Source organism: Roseateles sp. 22389 (assembly GCF_052044995.1).
Lineage (GTDB): Bacteria > Pseudomonadota > Gammaproteobacteria > Burkholderiales > Burkholderiaceae_C > Roseateles.
Genome location: NZ_JBQEOF010000004.1, coordinates 273,786 through 293,146 on the forward strand (window position 1 = coordinate 273,786; position 19,361 = coordinate 293,146).

Here is a 19,361-nt window from a genome sequence, read left to right on the forward strand (position 1 = left end):
CGTATGAAGACATCTTCGAAACTTTCGGCAGCGACCGCGAGGCGAGTACCCGAAGTCGCTGCGGCGCAAGCTCGCAGCGGCTCGTCATCCACTTCCACGAAGTGATCGGCGAGCGCTGAGCCATGGAACTGGCCAAGACCTTCCTGCTGTTCGTCGTCACCGCCGTCGCCGAGATCGTCGGGTGCTATCTGCCGTATCTCTGGCTCAAGCAGGACAAGTCCGCGTGGCTGCTCGTGCCCGCGGCCGGCAGCCTGGCGCTCTTCGCCTGGTTGCTGACCTTGCATCCGACCGCCGCGGGCCGCGTCTACGCGGCCTATGGCGGTGTGTACATCGGCGTGGCGATGGTCTGGCTGATGCTCGTCGACAAGGTCAAGCCCACGCCCACCGACTGGATTGGCGTGGCCGTCAGCCTGGTGGGAATGGCGATCATCATCCTGGGGCGCCGGCCGGCGGCCTGATCCGCGCCGTGACGCTCAGGGCTGGCCGATCGTCAAGGTCCCATCCTGGGCGTTGCCCGGCTCCCCGCTGACCGTGCGGCGATCGACCTGGCCCTCGCAGCCGCGCGCGCTGCATTGGTAGGCGACCAGCCGCAGCGGCTTGCCGGCCTTCGGCTCCGGGCGCTCGACCACGCGCAGCGTGAGCGTGCCCGCGGTAGCGCCCGACACCAGCGAGTCGCAGCCCGTCCAGTACCCGACGAAGCGATGCGCGATCGCGCCCGGCGCCGCGCCGTTGAAGGGCACCAGCACGACGCTGGTCCAGCGCTGGAAGGTGCCGCTCTTGCCCACGCCCGCGTGCGAGAACTCCAGGCAACTGCCCCAGCGCTGACCGCCCGCCATCACGCGGTACGCGTCGGTCGGCGTCCAGTCCAGGTCGGGCAGGGCGTCGCCGCCCGGCGCCTTGTGCTCGACGACCTGCAGCCGCTGGCCGCCCTCGGCGCGCGCGAACCCGCCCTTGTCGCGGTCGATGCGCAACTCGCCGGCATCGACGAAGCAGCCCTGGGGGCCGCACCAGCCTTCGGTCTTGATCGGGGTCAGCGTCGCCGCCGTGGCTGGACCGCGGAGCAGGTCGCGCAGCTCGGTGGCGTTCTTCGCCAGGGCGTCGGCCTGGGCGGCGCAGGCGGCGAAGGCCGAGCAGGCGAGGGCGATCGCGGCGAGGGCAACGGGACGCTGGGGGCGCATCAGTCGTATTCCTTGTTGTTGGTGGCCTTCACGAAGTCCGCGTTGTACTTCCAGAAGATCGTGCCGCCATACGCGGCGGTGGACTCGTATTTGTAATCCCATTTGCCGCGCAGCTTCGTCTTCTGCCCCTGCGCGTTGCGCCACCACTCCTCGCCGGGGACGTCCTTGTCCTTGATGTCGTAGATGTTGTGCTTCGGGTCGGTGATGTGGATGCCGGCCTTGACCTTGGGATGCTTGTCGTAGTTGGACTTGATGTCGGCGCCGTCCCAGAAGTAGGCGCCGTTCGAGTAGTCCGTGCCGCTGGGATCGAGCGCGTTGCGCGCGCCGCGCACGGCGTCGTTCATGCCGGCGTCCTTGGCGATCTCCTCGGCGCTGGCCTTGATCAGCTTGCCGTGGCGCTGGTTGCCGTCATGCGCGGCGAAGGCGAAAGTCTTGTCGGCCTTGATGAAGGCGCTGATCGTCTTGTAGCCGCGGGCCTTCTGCTGGCGCACCAGCACGTTGGCGATGGCGGCCATCTCCTCGTAGACGTTGCCGGTCGAGCCCTCGCCATAAGCGACGGCGGCCAGCGCGCGGGTGTCGTCATCGATGGCCGGCGGCTTGTCTCGCGGCGCGGTGCCGACCGGGGCCGGCAGCGGCGATGCGGCGCGCACCAGGGTGCCGTCGTCGATGTCGAAGCAATTGGCGCCGGCGCCAAGCGGCCCGGGAATGCGGCAGGCAGGCATGGGAAATCTCCTGGATACGACCCCGGAGGCCGCGGGCAGCGCAAGTCCTGCCCCTGATGCGGATGGGGAGGATGGACGGTAACGGGCGCAGGGCGGCGGCCAAAGTGACTTTCGCCTCTTTTGCGCGCGATAGGCGCCCCCTACCGTGTCGGCCAGGGAGATCCTGGAAGACCTATGGCCTCACCGTTCCGCCTCAAAACCGCCTTGCCCGACGACGTCCTGCGCGTGCATTCCTGCAGTTCGCGCGAGGGCCTGAGCGAGGCAGGAGACACCACGCTGACGCTGCTGAGCGAGCGCAAGGACATCCTGGCCTCCGAGCTGCTGGGCAAGCTGGCGACCTTGACGATCGCGCTGCGCGAGGACGCGCCGCGCCACCTCAGCGGCTATGTGACGCGCTTCGCGCAGCGGGGCTTCGAGGGCAAGCACTGCGTCTACGAGATGCAGCTCAAGCCGTGGCTGTGGCTGCTGTCGCGCACCTCGGACTGCCGCATCTTCCAGGAGATGTCGGTGCCGGACATCGTCAAGCAGGTGTTCGAGGACCATCCGGTGGCGCGGTACGAGTTCAAGCTGCTGCGCCCGTACCGGACCTGGAACTACTGCGTGCAGTACCGCGAGACCGACTTCAACTTCGTGGCGCGGCTGCTGGAGCACGAAGGCATCTACTGGTACGTGGAGCACGACGAGAGCGGCCACAAGGTGGTGCTGTGCGACTCGGCCAGCGGGCATGACGCCAAGCCGGGGTGTGAGTCGCTGCCGTTTTATGGCTCGGAATCGCAGGGCGCGCCGCAGCTGGAGTACGTGCAGGGCTGGAGCGGCGCGCAGTGCGTGCGGCCCGGCAAGGTGGTCATCACCGACTACGACTTCCAGAAGCCGTCCAGCGCGCTGGAGACCAGCCAGATGGTCAAGCGCGACTACGACCTGTCGGACGGCGAGATCTTCGATTACCCGGGCGGCTACATCCAGACCGGGGACGGCTCGCAGTACGTGGAGGACCGGCTCGACGAGCTGCAGAGCAGTCATGAGACCTATGAGGGCACGACCAATGCGCAGGGCGTGCAGACGGGCCACCTGCTGGCGCTGACGCGGCATCCGCGCGACAGCGAGAACGCGCAGTACCTGGTGACTGGCACGCAGCTGGCGCTGCACCAGGCGGCCAATGAATCGGGCTCGGGCGAGACCTCGCTGCGCTGCAGCTTCAGCTGCATCCCGGCGCAGCAGCAGTTCCGGCCGGGGCGTCGCACGCCCAAGCCACTGGTGTCGGGGCCGCAGACGGCCATCGTGACGGGGCCGGCGGGCGAGGAGATCCACACCGACAAGTTCGGGCGGGTGAAGGTGCAGTTCCACTGGGACCGGCGGGGCAAGCGCGACGAGCGCAGCTCGTGCTGGGTGAGCGTGGCGCATCCGTGGGCGGGGTCCAACTTCGGCGGCATCCACATCCCGCGCATCGGGCAGGAGGTGATCGTCGGCTTCATCGAGGGCGATCCGGACGCGCCGATCATCATCGGCCGCACCTACAACGGCGAGAACCTGCCGCCGTGGGACCTGCCGGCCAATGCGACGCAGAGCGGCTTCCTGACGCGTTCGACCAAGGGCGGCAGCTACGGCAATGCCAACGCGATCCGCTTCGAAGACAAGCAGGGCGCCGAGCAGCTGTGGATCCACGCGGAGAAGAACCAGGACATCGAGGTCGAGAACGACGAGACGCACTGGGTCGGACGGGACCGCACCAAGACGATCGACCGGCATGAGACGGTGTTCGTGAAGGGGAACCGCACGGAGACGGTCGACCTGGACGAGACGATCACGGTGCATCAGAACCGGACGGAGCGGGTGGACCTCAACGAGACGATTTCGATCGGGGACAACCGGTCGGTGACGATCGGGGGAATGAAGACGGAGACGGTTGCGCTGGCCAAGGCGGAGACGATCGGGCTGGGCAAGGCGCTGACCATCGGCGCGGCTTATCAGACCACCGTTGGCGGCCTGATGAACACGACGGTCGGCCTGCAGCAGTCGGAGCAGGTGGGGCTGAGCAAGACCACGCGCGTGGGCAAGACCTATGAGCTGGTCGCAGGTGACGCGATCCGCTTCGTCGTTGGCAAGGCCAGCCTGACCATGACCAAGGACGGCAAGGTCACCATCGTCGGGTCGGAGTTCCTGTTCGATGCGTCCGGACCGGTGCAGATCAACGGCAAGGACATCGACCTCAACTGAGGTCGGAGCGCCGTATGGAACTGGTCAACCTCACGCCGTTTGGCGCGGCGGGCTATCGCGGCATCGACACGCAGGACCGCGAGCACGACGTCGTGGTGCTGCGCACGGTCTACAAGCTGGTGCCGGCGTGGCAACTGGAGGGCGCATCGCCGCCTGTCGCCGGTCCGATGCGCCTCGTGCCGCAGGTGGTCGACGAGGGAGCGCCCCCCTTGGTCACCGAGGATCAATACGTCGGTGAGATCGGCCGGAGCAGCGTGCGCGCCGAAAGCGACCTCGCGCCGTTCAAGCCGAAATGCGATGTGCTGGTGACCGGCACCAGCCACGCGCCGGGCGGGCGGGCCAGCGAGGGTTGGCTCGCGAGGCTGCGTGTCAGCCAGCCCTCGCGGCATCCGCAGGCGGATCCGGCAGCGGGCTATGTGCCTCCCTTGACCGACCCGGATGCCAGCTTCAGCGATCGCCTGGCGTGGCAGGAACGACGGCGCGTCGGCATCGATGCCTGGTTGCGAGCTCCTGGCCCAAACGGTGATCGCAGTCGTGAGATGTTGCTCGACAAGGCGATTCATCTGCGCGCGCCATCCGAGTTCTCGCGCGACGCGACGGGTGCCTGGACGCGTCGGAGGTCGACCCTCGCAGCCAGCGTGCCGCTCCTGTACGAACTCGCCTACGGCGGCGGCAGCCGGGTGCCGAATCCCGAATTCGGGCAACGGGAGGACGCGCCGGAACTGCTGCTCAACGAGGTCTGCTTCCTGAATCCGCTGGGTCGGGGATGGATGCATGCCGATCTGGAACGCGCATCCCGGGAGGCGCGGATTCCGATGCCGTCAGGTTGGCCCGCGCCGCAGATCGAGTGGCCGGATCAGTCGGTCGATCGACCGGACATCACCGCCCAGCCGGCCGGCCAGCAGCCGCCACAGATGCTGGAGCAAGCCAAGGCCTATGCGCACCGGCCCGCCGGATTCGGACCGGTGGGCCGCGCCTGGACGCCGCGCATTCAACGCGCGGGGTCCTATGACGATCGATGGCTGGAGGAGCGTTGGCCGAATCTGCCGAAGGACTTCGACATGGCGTACTGGAACGCCGCGCCGGAGGACCAGCAGATCACCTTTCCCCGGCCGGATTGCTACATCGAGCTTGGCAATCTGATCGATCCCAAACTGTGCCCGAGCGGTCACGCCGTCATCGCCTTGCCGGGTCACCGGGTGTCCGTTCTGTTCCATCTGGCCAGCGGCCTGATGCTCGGCGGCGTGTGCGCCATCGACACCTTGCATGTCGACACCGATGCGATGGAGCTGGCGATCGTCTGGCGCGCGAGCGTGTCGGCCGAGATGGGCGTGAAGACGGCCGAGTTGCGCTTCGAGACCGAACTCTCGGCCCCCTTGTTTAAGATGGAGGAGGCTGCTCATGGCTAGCAACCTGGGGGCGCGCAAGGAAAGCGGCTGGGTCGTCTACAGCATGCCGCCCGATGTCTGCAAGACGCCGATGGGCAGCTCGATGGTGCCGGTGCCTTATCCGATCACGTCGCAGTTGAGCGATGCGACGGGTGTGGTGAAGAGCGTGAAGATCAATGGCAATCCGGTCGTGGTCTTCGACCAGAGCAAGACGCCCAGCAGCGCGGGGGATACACCGGGCAGCGGCACCGGCATCAAGAGCGGCACCGTGGGCAAGAAGTGCGAGCCGTTGGACAAGAGCTCGACGGTGCGCGCCGGGAAGAAGTGGATGGTGCGCCACGGCGACAAGTTCTGGATGAACGGCGGCTGATCGCATGGGAAGCTACAACACGACAGGCGTCCTGCAGAAGCCGGCGGCCAGCGCAGGGAAGGCGGAAGACGCGAACGCCGGGGTCAAGATCGACCCGAGCGAAATCTCCAAGCTTGACGCGCTGCAGATGCTGCTCGACGTCATCGGGCTCGTGCCCGGCTTTGGCGCTCCGGCAGACCTGTTGAATGGCCTGGTGAGCGCCATGCGGGGCGACTGGTGGGGCGCAGGCTTGTCCCTGGTCGGCGTGGTGCCGATTGCCGGCGAGGCAGCCACCGCCGCGAAGATTGCCAAGAACTCCGAACGCTATCTCGCCGGCGTGCGCAAGGTCGCTGACGAAGTTGTGCCGCATCTCCCGGAGAGCATGCAGAAGCCGATCAAGGAAGCAATAGAGGCGGCGGAAAAGAAGATTGATGAGTTGGCGGGCAAGACGCGGAAGGCGGAGGAGGCCGAAGCCGCGCCCAAGCCAACGGGAGAAAAAGGCGAGGGCGCAAAATCCAAGCCCAAGAAGAAGATGAAATGCGGAGAGTCCGGCAGTTATGGCGACTTGAAGAAGAAAACCGGAGATGGCAAGTTCGATCGTGACCATATTCCATCCAAAGCAGCTTTGAAGGAGCGGGCCGCCGAGTTGAAAGGCGAGCCGCTCAGCGCTGCGGAAAAACGGGCCATCGACAATGGTGCCGACGCAATCGCCATTCCTCGACAAGCGCACATTGACCACAGTCCTACACACGGACAGTCCATAGCGGAAGCTGCGAAGGATGCAAAGGACCTGGCGGGTTCTGCTGCTAGAGACGTCGCGGCCATGCTTGACAAGATCGATGAGTATGATGCCGACGGTGGCTGCAAGGATGCGTACAAGAAGGCCTCTGATGCGATCCTGAAGAAGTCCAACAAGGACTACGACGACTGGCTGGAAAAGCTCATCAGCGGCGATTGATTACCCCCTCGAACTGGAGTTGTTGCATGGATATCTATAAAAGCGCGTTGGCATTGCTGGGCAAGTCGGAAGCCGACCCTGCTGTAGTGGAGTACCTGAAGGCGCTGGGTGTTGCAACGCCGCTGAAGCGTCCTCCGCGCGGCGAGAAGGAAACCAACGTGGAGATCGCCGGTCAGCAAATCGAACTCGTCTTCACGTTGGGTAGCGAACTGCCTGAGGGAAAGAAGTACGCTGAAGGGGAACTGGTGCTTCGCACTTTCTTCATTCACCCTGCAGAGCCTGGACGTGCCGTGGGCGGAACTCCCTTCGATCTCGACATGACCATGACGAGGGAACAGGCCCGCGCGAAGTTCGGGGAGCCGGAATGGACCAGTCGCGGCAGCTTGAAGAACGATCGATGGGTGTTTGGAGACAAACGCATGCTTCTGAGCTTCACTTCGGACGAGCAGCGGATTCGACAAGTCTCCGTGTCTCAACTGTTTGAATAGTTTGGCAGCCTCTGCGCCACGACCTCGAAGATGCATCGATTGAGGATCGCTTGAACTCAGATGAATTGATTCATTGGTTCGGACGAACTGTCGACGAACTGCAGGATGCCGGGGTGTTCGAGAAATTGAACACCTTCAATCGACCCTCGCTGTCTGACTCTGATGACGGAGGATCGCCCTACCACGACTGGGTGTTGGTGCGCCGAAAGGGAATCGAACTCGGATTCACAGAAGCAGCGTATCAATCGGGCGTTGGGTCTTCTCGCGGATGGGGGCACGGAGAGTTGCTCTTCACGCAGGCCTACTTCTACTCGCGACTTCAGGACATCGAGGCGTACACGGGTCGCTTGCCGTTTGGTCTGGCGTGGAGTGACGACCGGCAGCAGGTCCGAAAGAAGTTGTTTGACTTCGACTCGAGTCGGCATTCGGGCGGCACGGACGCATGGGATGTCCCCGGATATCGGTTAACTGCGGTCTACGCGGACGATGGCAAGCGCCTGGCGCGCGTGGTGTGCCGCGTTCTTCCCCAGCCATTGCCCGTCCCGGCGACTCCACATGAGATTTCACTGAGGACCGTCGTGGAATCGCTAGGGGAGCCCTTGGCTGATCCCGGGCTTCGTGCCAAGTGGGATTTGCTTCTCAGTCAGGATCGCATCACCGATGGCGAGGAAACGGGGACCATTGATCTCTTGCAAGATGCCGGAGTGTCCATCGGACTTGCAGCAACTCAGTCGGGTGGAATCATCCGTTCCGTTTCCCTTCACAGGAATCGAGATCAGGAATCGACGGGATGGCAAGGCGAGTTGCCCTTCGGACTATCGTTCGAGGACAGTCCGGACATGCTTTTCTCGAAGGTTGGAGTTCCACCAGAACAACAGGAATCGTCGGAACTGACAGGGCACGCGGTCTGGCACCTATCTGCTTGCACCCTGCACGTGCTCTACAGCAACGTCGACAACCGGCTTATCCGGATCAAGCTGATGTCGCCTGGCACCTGGCGCAGTGTGCACGACGAATGCTGAAGCCGAGATTCGGACATGTACTCTCGGCCCTGAGCTGAATCGCAACGCTGGACCGTGTGAAAGCTGAGTCCACAGGAGAGATGATTGTCATGGGGAGCACCCTCCTCATCGCCGGACCCGCCTGGTGAGCGCCGCGACGCGTTATCGTTCGCCTCCATGACCGACACCCACGCCACCGCCCCCCTGTCGCTCCCCGAGCTCCCCCGCCTGCTCGGCCTCACCGAGGTCGACGCGCCGCTGATCGCCGCGATCCTCGCGCACACCACGCCCGCCGGCGCACCAGCGCCGACCGAGCTCTCACAGAAGCGCAAGAAGGAGATCCGTGCCGGCTTCGTCCTGCTCAAGGAACTCGGCGTCGTGATGTCCTTCACCCCGCGTGAAACCCACGCCGTGGACTTCGGCGAGCCGCTGGGGCCCGGCACCCACGTGCTCAGCGCGCTCTTCTACTACCCCGAGGGCAGCGAGGAAGTCGAGCCCTATGCCGGCGACGCGCCTTTCGCATCGGCACCGGTCGAGACCCGCGAGCAGGCGCTCGCCGCCTACGGCACGCCGTCCGATGGCGAAGAGGAGGAGGGCATCGTCGAGTGGGAGCAGTGGCAGCTCGAGGACCGCGAGCTGACCGCCGACTACGCCGACGACGGCGCCGTGCTGACCCTCACCGTCGCGTTGCCGCTGTCGCTCTGACCCGCCGCGCGCGCCGCCCGGACTCGCCGCCGGAACGCGCCGCTGTGGCGAAGATGACAACGTAGTCATACGGCGTTACCCATTCTCACCAGCCCTTGCGGGCGAGGCTTCGACACTGCCGGCGTTCCCTGTCCCTCCACTTCATGGGCCAACGTCATGCATCCAGTTCCTCGTCGCTTCGTTCAGCGTGCCAGCCTCGTGGCGATGGCCTTCGGGGCCGTCGCGCCCGCCTATGCGGCCCTGAGCCTGAACGTGGCCCAGGATGTCTGGTCGGGCGGCTTCTGCTCGCGGGCGACCGTCCGCAATCCCGGCGCCACCCCCAGCGGCGCCTGGACGCTGCGCTTCGAGCTGCCCAGCGGCCAGATGAACGGCTCCTGGAACGGCACCTTCAAGCTCGAGTCGGGCGCGACCTTCGCCGTCACCGGCACCAGCTGGAACTCGCCGGTCGCGCCGGGCCAGAGCTTCGAGGTCGGCTTCTGCGGCACCGGCACCGCGCCGAATAGCGCGTCCTTCCGCATCTCGGAGGCCGGTGCGCCGGCACCGGCACCAGCACCCGCTCCGGCGCCTGCTCCCGCTCCCGCTCCCGCTCCGGCGCCTGCTCCCGCCCCGGCGCCTGCTCCCGCTCCGGCACCAGCGCCAGCGCCAGCGCCGTCCAGCGACCTCTCCATCCCCGCGACGGGCCAGTTCAAGCTGCCGTTCAGCGTCGCCACCGATGGCCGCATCCTCGACAGCCAGGGCGTCGCGGTGTCGATCCGCGGCGTCAACTGGTTTGGCTTCGAGACGCCGGACCTCGTCGCCCACGGCCTGTGGCAGCGCAATTACAAGGACATGATCGGCCAGATGAAGGACCTGGGCTTCAACGCGGTCCGGCTGCCGTTCTGCCCGGCGACGCTGCGCTCCACCGGCCGCCCCAGCGGCGCGCTGAACACCAGCGTCAACCCCGACCTGGCCAACAAGACGCCGCTGCAGGTGCTGGACCGCATCGTCGCGGAGTTCGCGACGCGCGGCTTCTATGTCCTGCTCGACCATCACCGGCCCGACTGCAACGCGATCTCCACGACGCCCCAGATTCCCGGCTACACGCTGGACCAGTGGGTCGCCGACCTGCAGTTCGTCGCCGATCGTTACCGCAACGTGCCCAACGTCTTCGCCGTCGACCTGAAGAACGAGCCGCACAGCACGGGCGGCAGCGGCGCCTTCTGGGGCACCGGCGACATCAACAACGACTGGAAGCTCGCCGCCGAGCGCGCCGGCAGCGCAGTGCTCGCCACCAATGCCAAGCTGCTGGTCTTCGTCGAAGGCGTGTCCGACAACGGCGGGCGCTGCGAGAACCCCGATGCCCACTGGTGGGGCGGCAACATCGAGCCGGCCGCCTGCTATCCGATCGACGAGACGAAGATCCCGCGCAACCGCCTGGTCCTGTCGCCCCACATCTACGGCCCGTCGGTGAGCGGCCAGCCCTATTTCGGCGACGGCACCGGTTTCCCCAACAACATGCCGGCCATCTGGCAGAACCAGCTCGGCCGCTTCATGGGCAAGAACGCCGTGGTGCTGGGCGAGTTCGGCGGACGCTTCACCGACAAGGACCGCCAGTGGCAGGTCAAGTTCGTCGACTGGCTGAAGTGCAAGGGCGTGCGCAACTTCTTCTACTGGTCGTGGAATCCGAATTCCGGCGACACCGGCGGCATCCTGCAGGACGACTGGCAGTCCGTCTCGCTCGACAAGTACAACAACCTGAAGCGCCTGTGGGACGGCTCCGCCGTGGACACCAACGTCTGCCGGTGAACCCACCGAGCGGGCGGGGAGGGCGCGGCGGCGTCGCCCGGCCGGCACCGTAGCGCGCGCCGCCGGCGGCGTCTGTGGCGTCACCCACACTGGTGACACGCCGTCGCCGGCTGATTCACCCCTTTACAAGGGCGCGTCGCGCGAATGACTTTGGTCGCTTCCGGCGCTCCTCGCACCGGCCTACCGTGAAGCACCACTCCCCGGGTCCCCTCCGGTCCGCCCATGGCCAGTCCATTCCGCCTCAAGACCGCGCTCGGCGACGACGTCCTGCGTGTCCACGCCTGCGCGTCGCGCGAGGCGCTGAGCGACCTCGGCGAGACCACGCTCACGCTGCTGAGCGAGCGCAAGGACATCCGCGCCTCCGAGCTGCTCGGCAAGGCCGCCACCTTGACGATGGCGCTGCGCGACGACGCGCCGCGCCAGCTGGCCGGCTACGTCACGCGCTTCGCGCAGACCGGCTTCGAGGGCCGGCACACCGTCTACCAGATGACGCTGCGGCCCTGGCTGTGGCTGCTCACGCGCACCGCGGACTGCCGCATCTTCCAGGAGATGACCGTCCCCGACATCGTCCGGGCGGTCTTCGACGACCACCCCGTCGCGCGCCACGAGTTCAAGCTGATGCGGGCCTACCGCCCCTGGACCTACTGCGTCCAGTACCGCGAGACCGACTTCAACTTCGTCGCCCGCCTGCTCGAGAACGAGGGCATCTACTGGTACTTCACCCATGACGAGGCCGGCCACACGCTGGTGCTGACCGACGCCGCCTCCGCCCACGACTGCGCCCCCGGCTGCGAGTCGCTGCCGTTCTACGGCAGCTCCGCCAACGTGCCGCCGGAGCTGGAGTACGTCGACGCCTGGATCACGCAGGAGAGCCTGAAGCCCGGCAAGGTCGTCATCACCGACTTCGATTTCGAGCGGCCCTCCAGCTCGCTGGAGAAGCAGCAGGACCGCACCCGCGACTACGACCTCTCCGACGGCGAGGTCTTCGACTATCCCGGCGGCTACCTGCAGGCCGGCGACGGCGCGCAGTACGCGGAGGACCGCCTCGACGAGATCCAGACCGCCTTCGCGCGCTTCGACGGCGACACCAATGCGCAGGGCGTGCGCACCGGCCACCTGCTGTCGCTGGAGCGCCATCCGCGCGACGACCAGAACGCCAAGTACCTGGTCACCGGCACGACCCTCCAGATGCGGCAGGCCGCCAACGAATCGGCCTCCGGCGAGTCGGACCTGCGCTGCCGCTTCAGCGCCATTCCCGCCGACCAGCAGTTCCGTCCCGAGCGCCGCACGCCCAAGCCGATGGCGCCCGGCCCGCAGACCGCGATCGTCACGGGCCCGTCGGGCGAGGAGATCTTCACCGACAAGTACGGCCGGGTGAAGGTGCAATTCCACTGGGACCGCCGCGGCAAGCGCAACGAGAGCAGCTCGTGCTGGATCCGCGTTTCGCAGCCCTGGGCCGGCAAGGGCTGGGGCGGCGTGTCCATCCCGCGCATCGGGCAGGAGGTGGTGGTCGACTTCGTCGAGGGCGACCCGGACCAGCCGCTCATCACCGGCCGCGTCTACAACGCCGAGCAGATGCCGCCCTACGGCCTGCCGGCCGCCGCCGTCATCAGCGGCATCAAGTCCAAGACCCACAAGGGTGCCGGCTACAACGAGCTGTCGATGGACGACACCGCCGGCAAGGAGATGATCACCATCCACGGCCAGTACGACATGGCCACGACGATCGAGCACGACCAGAGCTCGACCATCCACAACAACCGCACCGACACCGTCGACGTCGACGACGCGGAGACGGTGGGCAACAACCAGACGCAGACGGTCGGGGTGGACCAGACGATCTCGATCGGGTCCAACCAGACGATGACGGTGGGCAGCAACCGCAGCAAGACCGTGGGCGTGGACGAGACGCTGACGGTCGGCGCCAACCAGGTCGAGAGCATCGGCGCCACACGCACGCTGACCGTGGGCGCGGCGGACACGCAGAGCTTCGGCAGCACGCAGACCGTCACCGTGGCGCTGCTCAAGGCGGAGACCATCGGCGCGGCCTACGCGCTCACCGTCGGCGCGGCGATGAACCAGGCCATCGGCGCGGCGCTGATGCAGGAAGTCGGCGCCGCGAAGGTGGTGGCCGTGGGGGGCTTGAGCTCGGAGCAGGTCGGCCTGAGCAAGGCCGTGTCCGCCGGCACCCACATGAACCACGAGGCCGGCGCGAAGATGAGCCACAAGGCGGGCGCCAGCTATTCGGCGCAGTCGGGCTCGACGATGAGCTTCCAGTCGGGCGGCGACTACAGCGTCAACAGCAAGGCCAAGGCCGGCGTCGAGGCGGCGTCCGAGCTGGTGCTCAAGTGCGGCTCCGCCCAGCTGATCCTCAAGAGCAGCGGCGACATCACGCTCAAGGGCACCAGCATCACCATCCAGGGCAGCGGCAAGATCGGCATCAAGGCCGGGGGCAACCTCGACTTGAAGGGCTCGCCCAACATCAACCAGAACAGCTGAAGGAGGCGCGATGTCCAACCCCTTCGATCTTGCGCCGCTCATCGGCCAACCGCAGGCGCTGTGTCGCGGCGAAGTGGCCGAGGTGGACGACGAGGGCCACCTGCGCGTGCGGCTGCCCGGCGGCGAACTGCTGCGCTGCGAGCTGCTCCAGCCGGATGCGCCCGGAGCCGCCTGCAGCGGCGGCGACGCGGTGCTCGTCTGGCAGGACGGCGCCGGCGGCGGCATCGTGCTCGGGCGCATCGGACGCCAGCTGGCCGAATCGCGCCCGGTGGCCGATCCCAAGGCCTTCGCCGATCGGCCCGAGACGCTGGTGCTCGAGGCGCGCGGCGACATCGTGCTGCGCAACGGCCAGTCCCGCCTGCGCCTGGGCGCCGACGGCGACGTGGAGATCGTCTGCGCCAGCTTCGCCACGCGCAGCCGCCGGCTGCTGCGGCTGCTGGCGCCGATGATCAAGATGAACTGAGCGCGGCGATCGTGAACTCCGCCCTCGTGATGCCGGCGGCCGGACCGGCCGCGCCGACCGGTGCCTCCCGTGTCGGCGCCGGCGCGGCGTCCCGGCGCCTGATGATCGACCAGCCCCGGCTGCTGGACCTCGCCGCCGTCGGCGCGCCGGCGCCCTCGCTGCGCGTGCCGGCCCAGCCCGGCTGGCGCGGCGCCTGGCCGTCCGGTGGCGAGGCGCCGTCGTCGCCTTTCGAGGCCGGCGGCACCGCGGCATTCCGGCGCCGCGCGGCGGAGGAATGCCTGGACCTGGTCGCGGTGCTGCGCGCCTACCGGGTGCCGCAGCCGGACGAACACTGGCGCACGCCGATCGACTCGGAGCGCCGGCTGCTGGCGCAGGTCAACGCGATCATCGGGCTGGGCGCCGAGGCGCTCGACCAGGTCGCGGACCTGGCCATCGACCCGGACCTGCCGGACCCCGGCCGGGTCTTCGCGGCGCTGCTGGTGCTGGGCTGCGTGGCGGGCGACCGCTGGTGGCCGGCGATGCAGCGGATCTTCGAGACCGCCGTGAGCCGCCATCCGGAGGAGGGCGCCCATGCGGTCGAGGCCCTGTCGCTGTCGCCGAGGACCGACCTGCCGGAGCTGCTGAGCCCCTGGCTGGGCCATGAATCGCCGGCGCTGCGCGCCGCGGCCGCGCGCGTGCTGGCCTTCCGCTGGGAACTGCCGGAGCGCGCCTGGGAGACGGCGATGCGGGACGCGGCGCCGGCGGTGGTCGCCGCCGCGCTCGGCGCGCCGGCGCATCAGTTCGATCCCGGTCGCTGCGAGCCGCTGCTGCTGGCGGCGGCGCACTCGCCCGCCGAGCCGGTCGCGCGGGCCGCGCTGCGTCTGGGCGCGGCCTTGCGCCTGCCCGCGCTGCACGGCCAGGCCACGCGCATGGCCACGCGCGACCCCGGCTGGGCCGACGCGCTGACGGCCATGGCGATGCACGGCCATCCCGGCGATGCCGTGCTGCTGCGCGCGATGCTGCGCAATGCCGACCGCTGGCAGGCCGCGCGCGCCGCCGGCGTGCTGGGCCTGCCGGCGCTGATCCCCGAGCTGCTGGCGCTGCACGACGACCCGCTGCGCAACGACGAGGAGCGCCAGTTGGCGGCCCAGGCGCTGGCGACGATCGCCGGTCCGGCGCCGGACGGCGACAGCGCCGGCTGGTGGCGGCGGATCGCGCAGGCGCCGGCGGACCTGCGCGTGCGCGGCGGCCGGCCGCTCGGTGCCGGCGTGCTGCTGGCCCGGCTGCGCGGACCGGGCTGGTCGCGCGCCGGGCGCCAGGACCAGTATCTGGAGCTGGTCGCGGCCTCGCGCGGCCAGGCGCCGCGTTTCAGCCCCTTCGATTTCGTCGCGGCCCAGGAGGCCTCGCTGCAGCGCATCGCCGACGCGATGGTGCCGCGGGATGCACGCGCCGACGGGCCGCATTGATCGTCGTCGAGCGCCCATGGACGAACCCGCCTTCTACAACCACAGCGGCCACCACGCCCAGGTGCTGCCCATCCTCGACCGCGACGGCGCCGAGGCGCGTCTCGTGCTCGTGAAGGCCAGCTACGACATCGTGCCGGGCGGCGGGCTGCGCGCCGCGGAGGCGCCGCGCGAGATCCGCCTGGGCGACGAGCCCTGGGGCGATCCGGCGATCGCCGACCTGCGCCTGCCGGGCGACTACGGCCTGCCCAAGCCCGGGACCGACTTCGTGCTCAGCGGCCATGCGGTGCCGCCGCTGGGCGGCGAGGCCGCCACGGCCATGGACGTCGGCATCCGGGTGCGCGACCGCGTCAAGCTGCTGCGCGTGCACGGCCCGCGGGTCTGGGTGCGGCAGTTCGGCGGCATCGGACCGGGTGAGAGCGGCCCGCTCGAGCGCACGCCGCTGGCCTGGTCGAGGGCCTACGGCGGCGCCGATTTCAGCGACCCGGCCAAACCGGTGGAAGAGGCCCGCAACCCCGTGGGCAGTGGCATCAGCCGCCATCCGGAGGCGCTGGTGGGACGGCCCGCGCCGCAGATCGAGACCTCGGGCGAGCCGGTGACGAGCGCCGGCGGCCGCCACACCCCCGCGGGTTGCGCGCCGCTGGGCCGCCACTTCGCGCCGCGCCGCGCGCACGCCGGCACCCATGACGCGGCCTGGCTGTCGGGCGGTTATCCGGCCCGGCCGTCGGACTACCGGCCCGAGCATGAACACTGCGCCGCACCCGGCCTGGTCTTCGAGGAGCCGCTGCGCGGCGGCGAGGCGGTGCGCATCGCCGGCGTGCACGCCCAGGCGCTGCTCGATTTCGCGCTGCCCCGGCAGCTGCTGCGCATCGACGCGATCGTCGACGGCCAGCCCGACACGCGACGACCGCACCTGGACACGGTGGTGGTCGACAGCGACGCGCTGATGCTGGAGATGGTCTGGCGGGCGGTGTTCCGTTGCCCGGCCAAGATGCGGGGCCACTTCACCTCGATCACGGTGCAAGCCAAGGAGTACATCGAATGAGCGCCTCCCAGAAAACGTCCGGCTGGCGCGCCGGCCTGGCCCATGCGGAGGCGGTGAGCTGCCTGGGCGAGACGCTGTCAGAAACCGCGCTGCTGCTGCGCGCCGGGGTGTCCGGGGTCGGGCTGACCGACTTCGTCGACGGTCAGGGGCGCCGGGTGATGGGCTGCGCGTCGCCGGCGCTGCCGCCGGACCTGCCGGCCCGCGAGCGGCTGCTGGCGCTGGCGGTGCATGCGCTCATCGGCGTGAGCCGGCGCCGCGCGGCCCAGGCGCACCCGCGGCCCGACCGGCCGCCGATCCTGCTGCTCGGATTGCCGGCGCGTTTCGCGCTGGAGCCGCAGAGCTACGAGCTCAATGTCGCCGGCCGCGACTTCGTGCAGCGGCTCTCGGCCGCGCTGCCGCCGCCCTTCGCCGGCGCGGACATCGAGGCCTTCCCGTTCGGACGCGCCGCCGGCGCGATCGCGATGGCGCGTGCGCTGCAGCTGGCCGAGTCGCGGCGCGAGGTGATCTGGGGCGGCGTCGACAGCCTGCTGCACTGGCCGACGCTGGAAGCGCTGCAGCAGCGGGAACGGCTGCTCACGATGGAGAACGTGGACGGCGTGCGTCCGGGCGAGGCGGCGGCCTTCGCGATGGTGACGCACGAAGGCCGCGAGGACGGCTGGGTCGCCGGGCTCGGGCTGGGGCGCGAGGCGCATCCGGTGGGCAGCGACGGGCCGTGCCGCTCGGACGGTTTCGCGCAGGCGCTGGAGGCGGCGGTGGCGCCGCTGCGGGCGACGGGCCGGCGCTGCGCGCTGTGGGCGCTGGACGCCTCGCATGAACGCCATGCGACGCGCGAGGTGCAGAACGTCATCGCTCGGTTTGGCGACGTGCTCGATCCGGGCACCGACCTGCGCCTGCCGCTCAAGGAGCTGGGCGACGTCGGCGCGGCGGCGCTGCCGCTGATGGCGGCGCTGGTGCTGCAGGACTGGGCCCACGGCGTGGCGCGCGACGAGTTCGCGGTGCTGGCCGCCGGCGCCGACGACGGCGCGCGCGGCGCGCTGCTGCTGGCGGCGGGCGATCCGGCGGCGGCCGGCGCACGGCCGCGGGCGGCCGAGCCGCGGGAGGTGACCGCATGAGCGTCAACGCGAATTTCCGCGAGGTGGCCGGCGAGTCGACGAACCACGTGATCGTCTACATGAATCCGAGCGTGTGCCTCACGCCCGCGGCGCCGAGCCCGGTGCCGATCCCGTATCCGATCACCACGCCGGTGGGCTCGGGCAAGCTCGATGGCGACACGCGCGGCGTCAAGATCGGCGGCAAGCCGACCTTCCACGTCGACGCGGTCGTGCACGACTGCATCGGCAACCAGCCGGGCACGCAGAAGGAAGTGGTCAGCCTGAAGATCGGCTCCACCGCCTTCGTCATCGACGGCAGTCCCAACGTCCAGTTCGAGGGCAAGGCGGTGGTCTACACCGGCAGCTCCGGCATGGGCAACCAGATGTGAGGCCATGGGTACCAGCGCCGCGATGGTTCAGTTGAAGGTGATGAAGGCCGGTGGTGCCGGCGCCATCGCGGACATGAAGTGCTCGGAGATCCTGGCGTGCTTCGATCCGCCGATCGAATTCGGCAGCCACTCGCAGATGGTCGGGACCAAGGACGGCTACCAGGCGGAACATATCCTGCCGACCTCGGCGATGCACGACCTGGGTCGAGGCGGCGCGAAGTTCCCCGGCTGCGAGGGCTACAGCACCGGCGGCGCGTTGACCTTCATGGCCGGCGACGGCCAGAGCGAAGGCATGGAGCACAAGATCCTGACGGACCAGATGCGCCAGTTCTCCCAGCAGAACGACCTGGCCAATCGCAACGCGCCGATGAGCGAGTGGATGGAGCAGTACAAGCAGGGCGCCAAGGATGCGTTGTCCCGGGGCAAGCCGACGCGCACGATCAATCGGCCCGACCTCGACCGCGACAACCTGATCGCGGCCGCGGCGGAGTGCATCGCGCTGGCCGCCGCGGAGTCGTTCGCCAAGCTCGATCCGCCGGTCAAGCCGGAGACCCCCCTGCGCAATCCCTGGGCCGCGACCAAGGCCCAGAAGGCCGAGGCGGAGGCGGTGAACATGGACGTCGACATCATGTAACACCGCCTCGGATGGCACGGCGACACTAGACGTTTTCGAAGGAGTCCCTCTTGCAGAAAGAAATCAACCAGGTCGTGGACACGGCCGACGGCCTCGTGTTCATGGGCCTGTCGTATCCGCCGGAGGACATCGGCGCGGCCGTGGGCAGCCTGTACCGGCTGGCGCCGGGCAGCAAGGCCGGCGATCCGGCCGTGCCCATCCTCAACACCAATGACGCGCTGCGGGTGCTGTGGGCCTCGCCCGCGGGCCAGCTGTGGGTCGGCAGCGCCGACGGCCATGTGGCCACCACCGCCGCCACCGGCTGGGCCGCGCCGGGCGGCGACCTGGACTACGAGGTGATGAACGGCGGCCCCGCCTGGACGGTCTCGACGCTGCCCCGCGACAGCGTGAAGGGGCTGGTGCCCAACATCACCGCGATCTGGGGCAGCGGCGATTCGGACGTCCACGTGGGGACGCGCGGCGGGCACCTGTATCACTGGAACGGGAAGGCGTGGACGCAGACCCGGGCGGGCGACGGCTCCGCCGACCAGACCATCCGCACGATCCGCGGCCACGCCGGTGACGATGTGTACGCCGTCGGCGCCGTGGACACCCTGCTGCATTTCGACGGCCAGCAATGGCGCAATCTGCCCATCCCCGGCACGCCGGGCCCCGGCGAGACGCTGGGCGGCATCGCGCTGCTGCCCGAGCGCGCCGTCATGCTCTGCGCGTCCGGCGAGGGCGGCCGCCTGCTGCATGGCAGCGCGGCGGGTTTCACCGAATTCGGTCGTTACCCGCTGCCGCTCAACGACGTGGCGGTGCTGGGCGACCGGCTGCTGTTCGCGATCTGGAACGGCGTGGCCGAGCTGGTCGGGCGCGACGTGCAGGTCGTGAAGGACAACTTCAAGACCGCCGGTGCCTTCGAGGGGCGCGGGCGGGTGTTCTTCACCGAGCCGGCCGCGCCGCGCATGCAGTTCATCGTCCATGACCCGGCCAATGCCGCGACGCCCTGGACCCGCAGCAAGTTCTGA

At 68.8% G+C, this 19,361-nt stretch carries 19 protein-coding genes; 17 read left to right on the forward strand and 2 right to left on the reverse strand.

All coding sequences use genetic code 11. The features are described 5' to 3' along the window. Positions 1-122 precede the first annotated feature (122 nt). The gene (locus ACTJKJ_RS08070) at positions 123-458 is read left to right on the forward strand and encodes a YnfA family protein (RefSeq protein WP_183479305.1); all 336 of its coding nucleotides are present in this window, start codon (positions 123-125) and stop codon (positions 456-458) included. 15 nt (positions 459-473) lie between these two features. Here the strand turns inward: ACTJKJ_RS08070 and ACTJKJ_RS08075 are convergent, their stop codons facing one another. Both ACTJKJ_RS08075 and ACTJKJ_RS08080 read right to left on the reverse strand, forming a co-directional pair. Beyond that, a complete protein-coding gene (locus tag ACTJKJ_RS08075) occupies positions 474-1,178 on the reverse strand; it encodes a hypothetical protein (protein ID WP_440820096.1) in 705 nt (234 codons plus the stop codon). Next, positions 1,178-1,900 carry a hypothetical protein gene (locus ACTJKJ_RS08080; RefSeq protein WP_254783294.1) on the reverse strand — a complete coding sequence of 241 codons (723 nt, stop codon included), beginning with the start codon at positions 1,898-1,900 and terminating at the stop codon, positions 1,178-1,180. The genes ACTJKJ_RS08075 and ACTJKJ_RS08080 overlap by 1 nt, the downstream gene beginning before the upstream one ends. Positions 1,901-2,074: 174 nt before the next feature. Here ACTJKJ_RS08080 and ACTJKJ_RS08085 point away from each other — a divergent pair, with 174 nt between their 5' ends. The 16 genes from ACTJKJ_RS08085 (at position 2,075) to ACTJKJ_RS08160 (ending at position 19,361) form a co-directional block, all read left to right on the forward strand. Next, a complete protein-coding gene (locus tag ACTJKJ_RS08085) occupies positions 2,075-4,114 on the forward strand; it encodes a type VI secretion system Vgr family protein (protein WP_440820097.1) in 2,040 nt (679 codons plus the stop codon). A 14-nt stretch (positions 4,115-4,128) separates the two neighbouring features. Beyond that, positions 4,129-5,523 carry a DUF2169 family type VI secretion system accessory protein gene (locus ACTJKJ_RS08090; protein WP_440820098.1) on the forward strand — a complete coding sequence of 465 codons (1,395 nt, stop codon included), beginning with the start codon at positions 4,129-4,131 and terminating at the stop codon, positions 5,521-5,523. Next, positions 5,516-5,872 (forward strand): DUF4150 domain-containing protein, encoded by a 357-nt coding sequence (locus ACTJKJ_RS08095; RefSeq protein ID WP_440820099.1) that lies wholly within the window; start codon positions 5,516-5,518, stop codon positions 5,870-5,872. Before ACTJKJ_RS08090 ends, ACTJKJ_RS08095 begins: the two co-directional genes overlap by 8 nt. A gap of 4 nt (positions 5,873-5,876) precedes the next feature. Next, a complete protein-coding gene (locus ACTJKJ_RS08100; RefSeq protein ID WP_440820100.1) occupies positions 5,877-6,809 on the forward strand; it encodes a hypothetical protein in 933 nt (310 codons plus the stop codon). A 26-nt stretch (positions 6,810-6,835) separates the two neighbouring features. Then, entirely contained in the window at positions 6,836-7,297 is a 462-nt protein-coding gene (locus tag ACTJKJ_RS08105; RefSeq protein WP_440820101.1) for a hypothetical protein, read from the forward strand. A gap of 50 nt (positions 7,298-7,347) precedes the next feature. Then, positions 7,348-8,319: a hypothetical protein gene (locus ACTJKJ_RS08110; RefSeq protein ID WP_440820102.1), complete on the forward strand. Its 972-nt coding sequence runs from the start codon at positions 7,348-7,350 to the stop codon at positions 8,317-8,319. Positions 8,320-8,475: 156 nt separating this feature from the next. Beyond that, the gene (locus ACTJKJ_RS08115) at positions 8,476-9,003 is read left to right on the forward strand and encodes a hypothetical protein (protein WP_147241385.1); all 528 of its coding nucleotides are present in this window, start codon (positions 8,476-8,478) and stop codon (positions 9,001-9,003) included. A gap of 156 nt (positions 9,004-9,159) precedes the next feature. Beyond that, complete coding sequence (locus ACTJKJ_RS08120; protein WP_440820103.1) at positions 9,160-10,788, forward strand: cellulase family glycosylhydrolase; 1,629 nt, start codon at positions 9,160-9,162, stop codon at positions 10,786-10,788. A gap of 222 nt (positions 10,789-11,010) precedes the next feature. Continuing rightward, positions 11,011-13,287, forward strand: a complete 2,277-nt coding sequence (locus tag ACTJKJ_RS08125) for a type VI secretion system Vgr family protein (RefSeq protein WP_440820104.1) — start codon at positions 11,011-11,013, stop codon at positions 13,285-13,287. A gap of 10 nt (positions 13,288-13,297) precedes the next feature. Further along, on the forward strand, positions 13,298-13,750 hold the full coding sequence (locus tag ACTJKJ_RS08130) for a hypothetical protein (RefSeq protein WP_091724462.1): 453 nt from the start codon (positions 13,298-13,300) through the stop codon (positions 13,748-13,750). A gap of 11 nt (positions 13,751-13,761) precedes the next feature. Continuing rightward, positions 13,762-15,195 (forward strand): hypothetical protein, encoded by a 1,434-nt coding sequence (locus ACTJKJ_RS08135; RefSeq protein ID WP_440820105.1) that lies wholly within the window; start codon positions 13,762-13,764, stop codon positions 15,193-15,195. A gap of 16 nt (positions 15,196-15,211) precedes the next feature. Then, on the forward strand, positions 15,212-16,237 hold the full coding sequence (locus ACTJKJ_RS08140) for a DUF2169 family type VI secretion system accessory protein (protein ID WP_175538243.1): 1,026 nt from the start codon (positions 15,212-15,214) through the stop codon (positions 16,235-16,237). Beyond that, positions 16,234-17,349 carry a hypothetical protein gene (locus ACTJKJ_RS08145; protein ID WP_440820106.1) on the forward strand — a complete coding sequence of 372 codons (1,116 nt, stop codon included), beginning with the start codon at positions 16,234-16,236 and terminating at the stop codon, positions 17,347-17,349. The genes ACTJKJ_RS08140 and ACTJKJ_RS08145 overlap by 4 nt, the downstream gene beginning before the upstream one ends. Further along, positions 17,346-17,717, forward strand: a complete 372-nt coding sequence (locus tag ACTJKJ_RS08150; RefSeq protein WP_297382668.1) for a PAAR-like domain-containing protein — start codon at positions 17,346-17,348, stop codon at positions 17,715-17,717. The genes ACTJKJ_RS08145 and ACTJKJ_RS08150 overlap by 4 nt, the downstream gene beginning before the upstream one ends. 22 nt (positions 17,718-17,739) lie before the next feature. Further along, a complete protein-coding gene (locus tag ACTJKJ_RS08155) occupies positions 17,740-18,351 on the forward strand; it encodes a hypothetical protein (protein ID WP_183479329.1) in 612 nt (203 codons plus the stop codon). Positions 18,352-18,401: 50 nt separating this feature from the next. Next, positions 18,402-19,361, forward strand: coding sequence for a hypothetical protein (locus tag ACTJKJ_RS08160; RefSeq protein ID WP_091724468.1), 960 nt, complete (start codon positions 18,402-18,404; stop codon positions 19,359-19,361).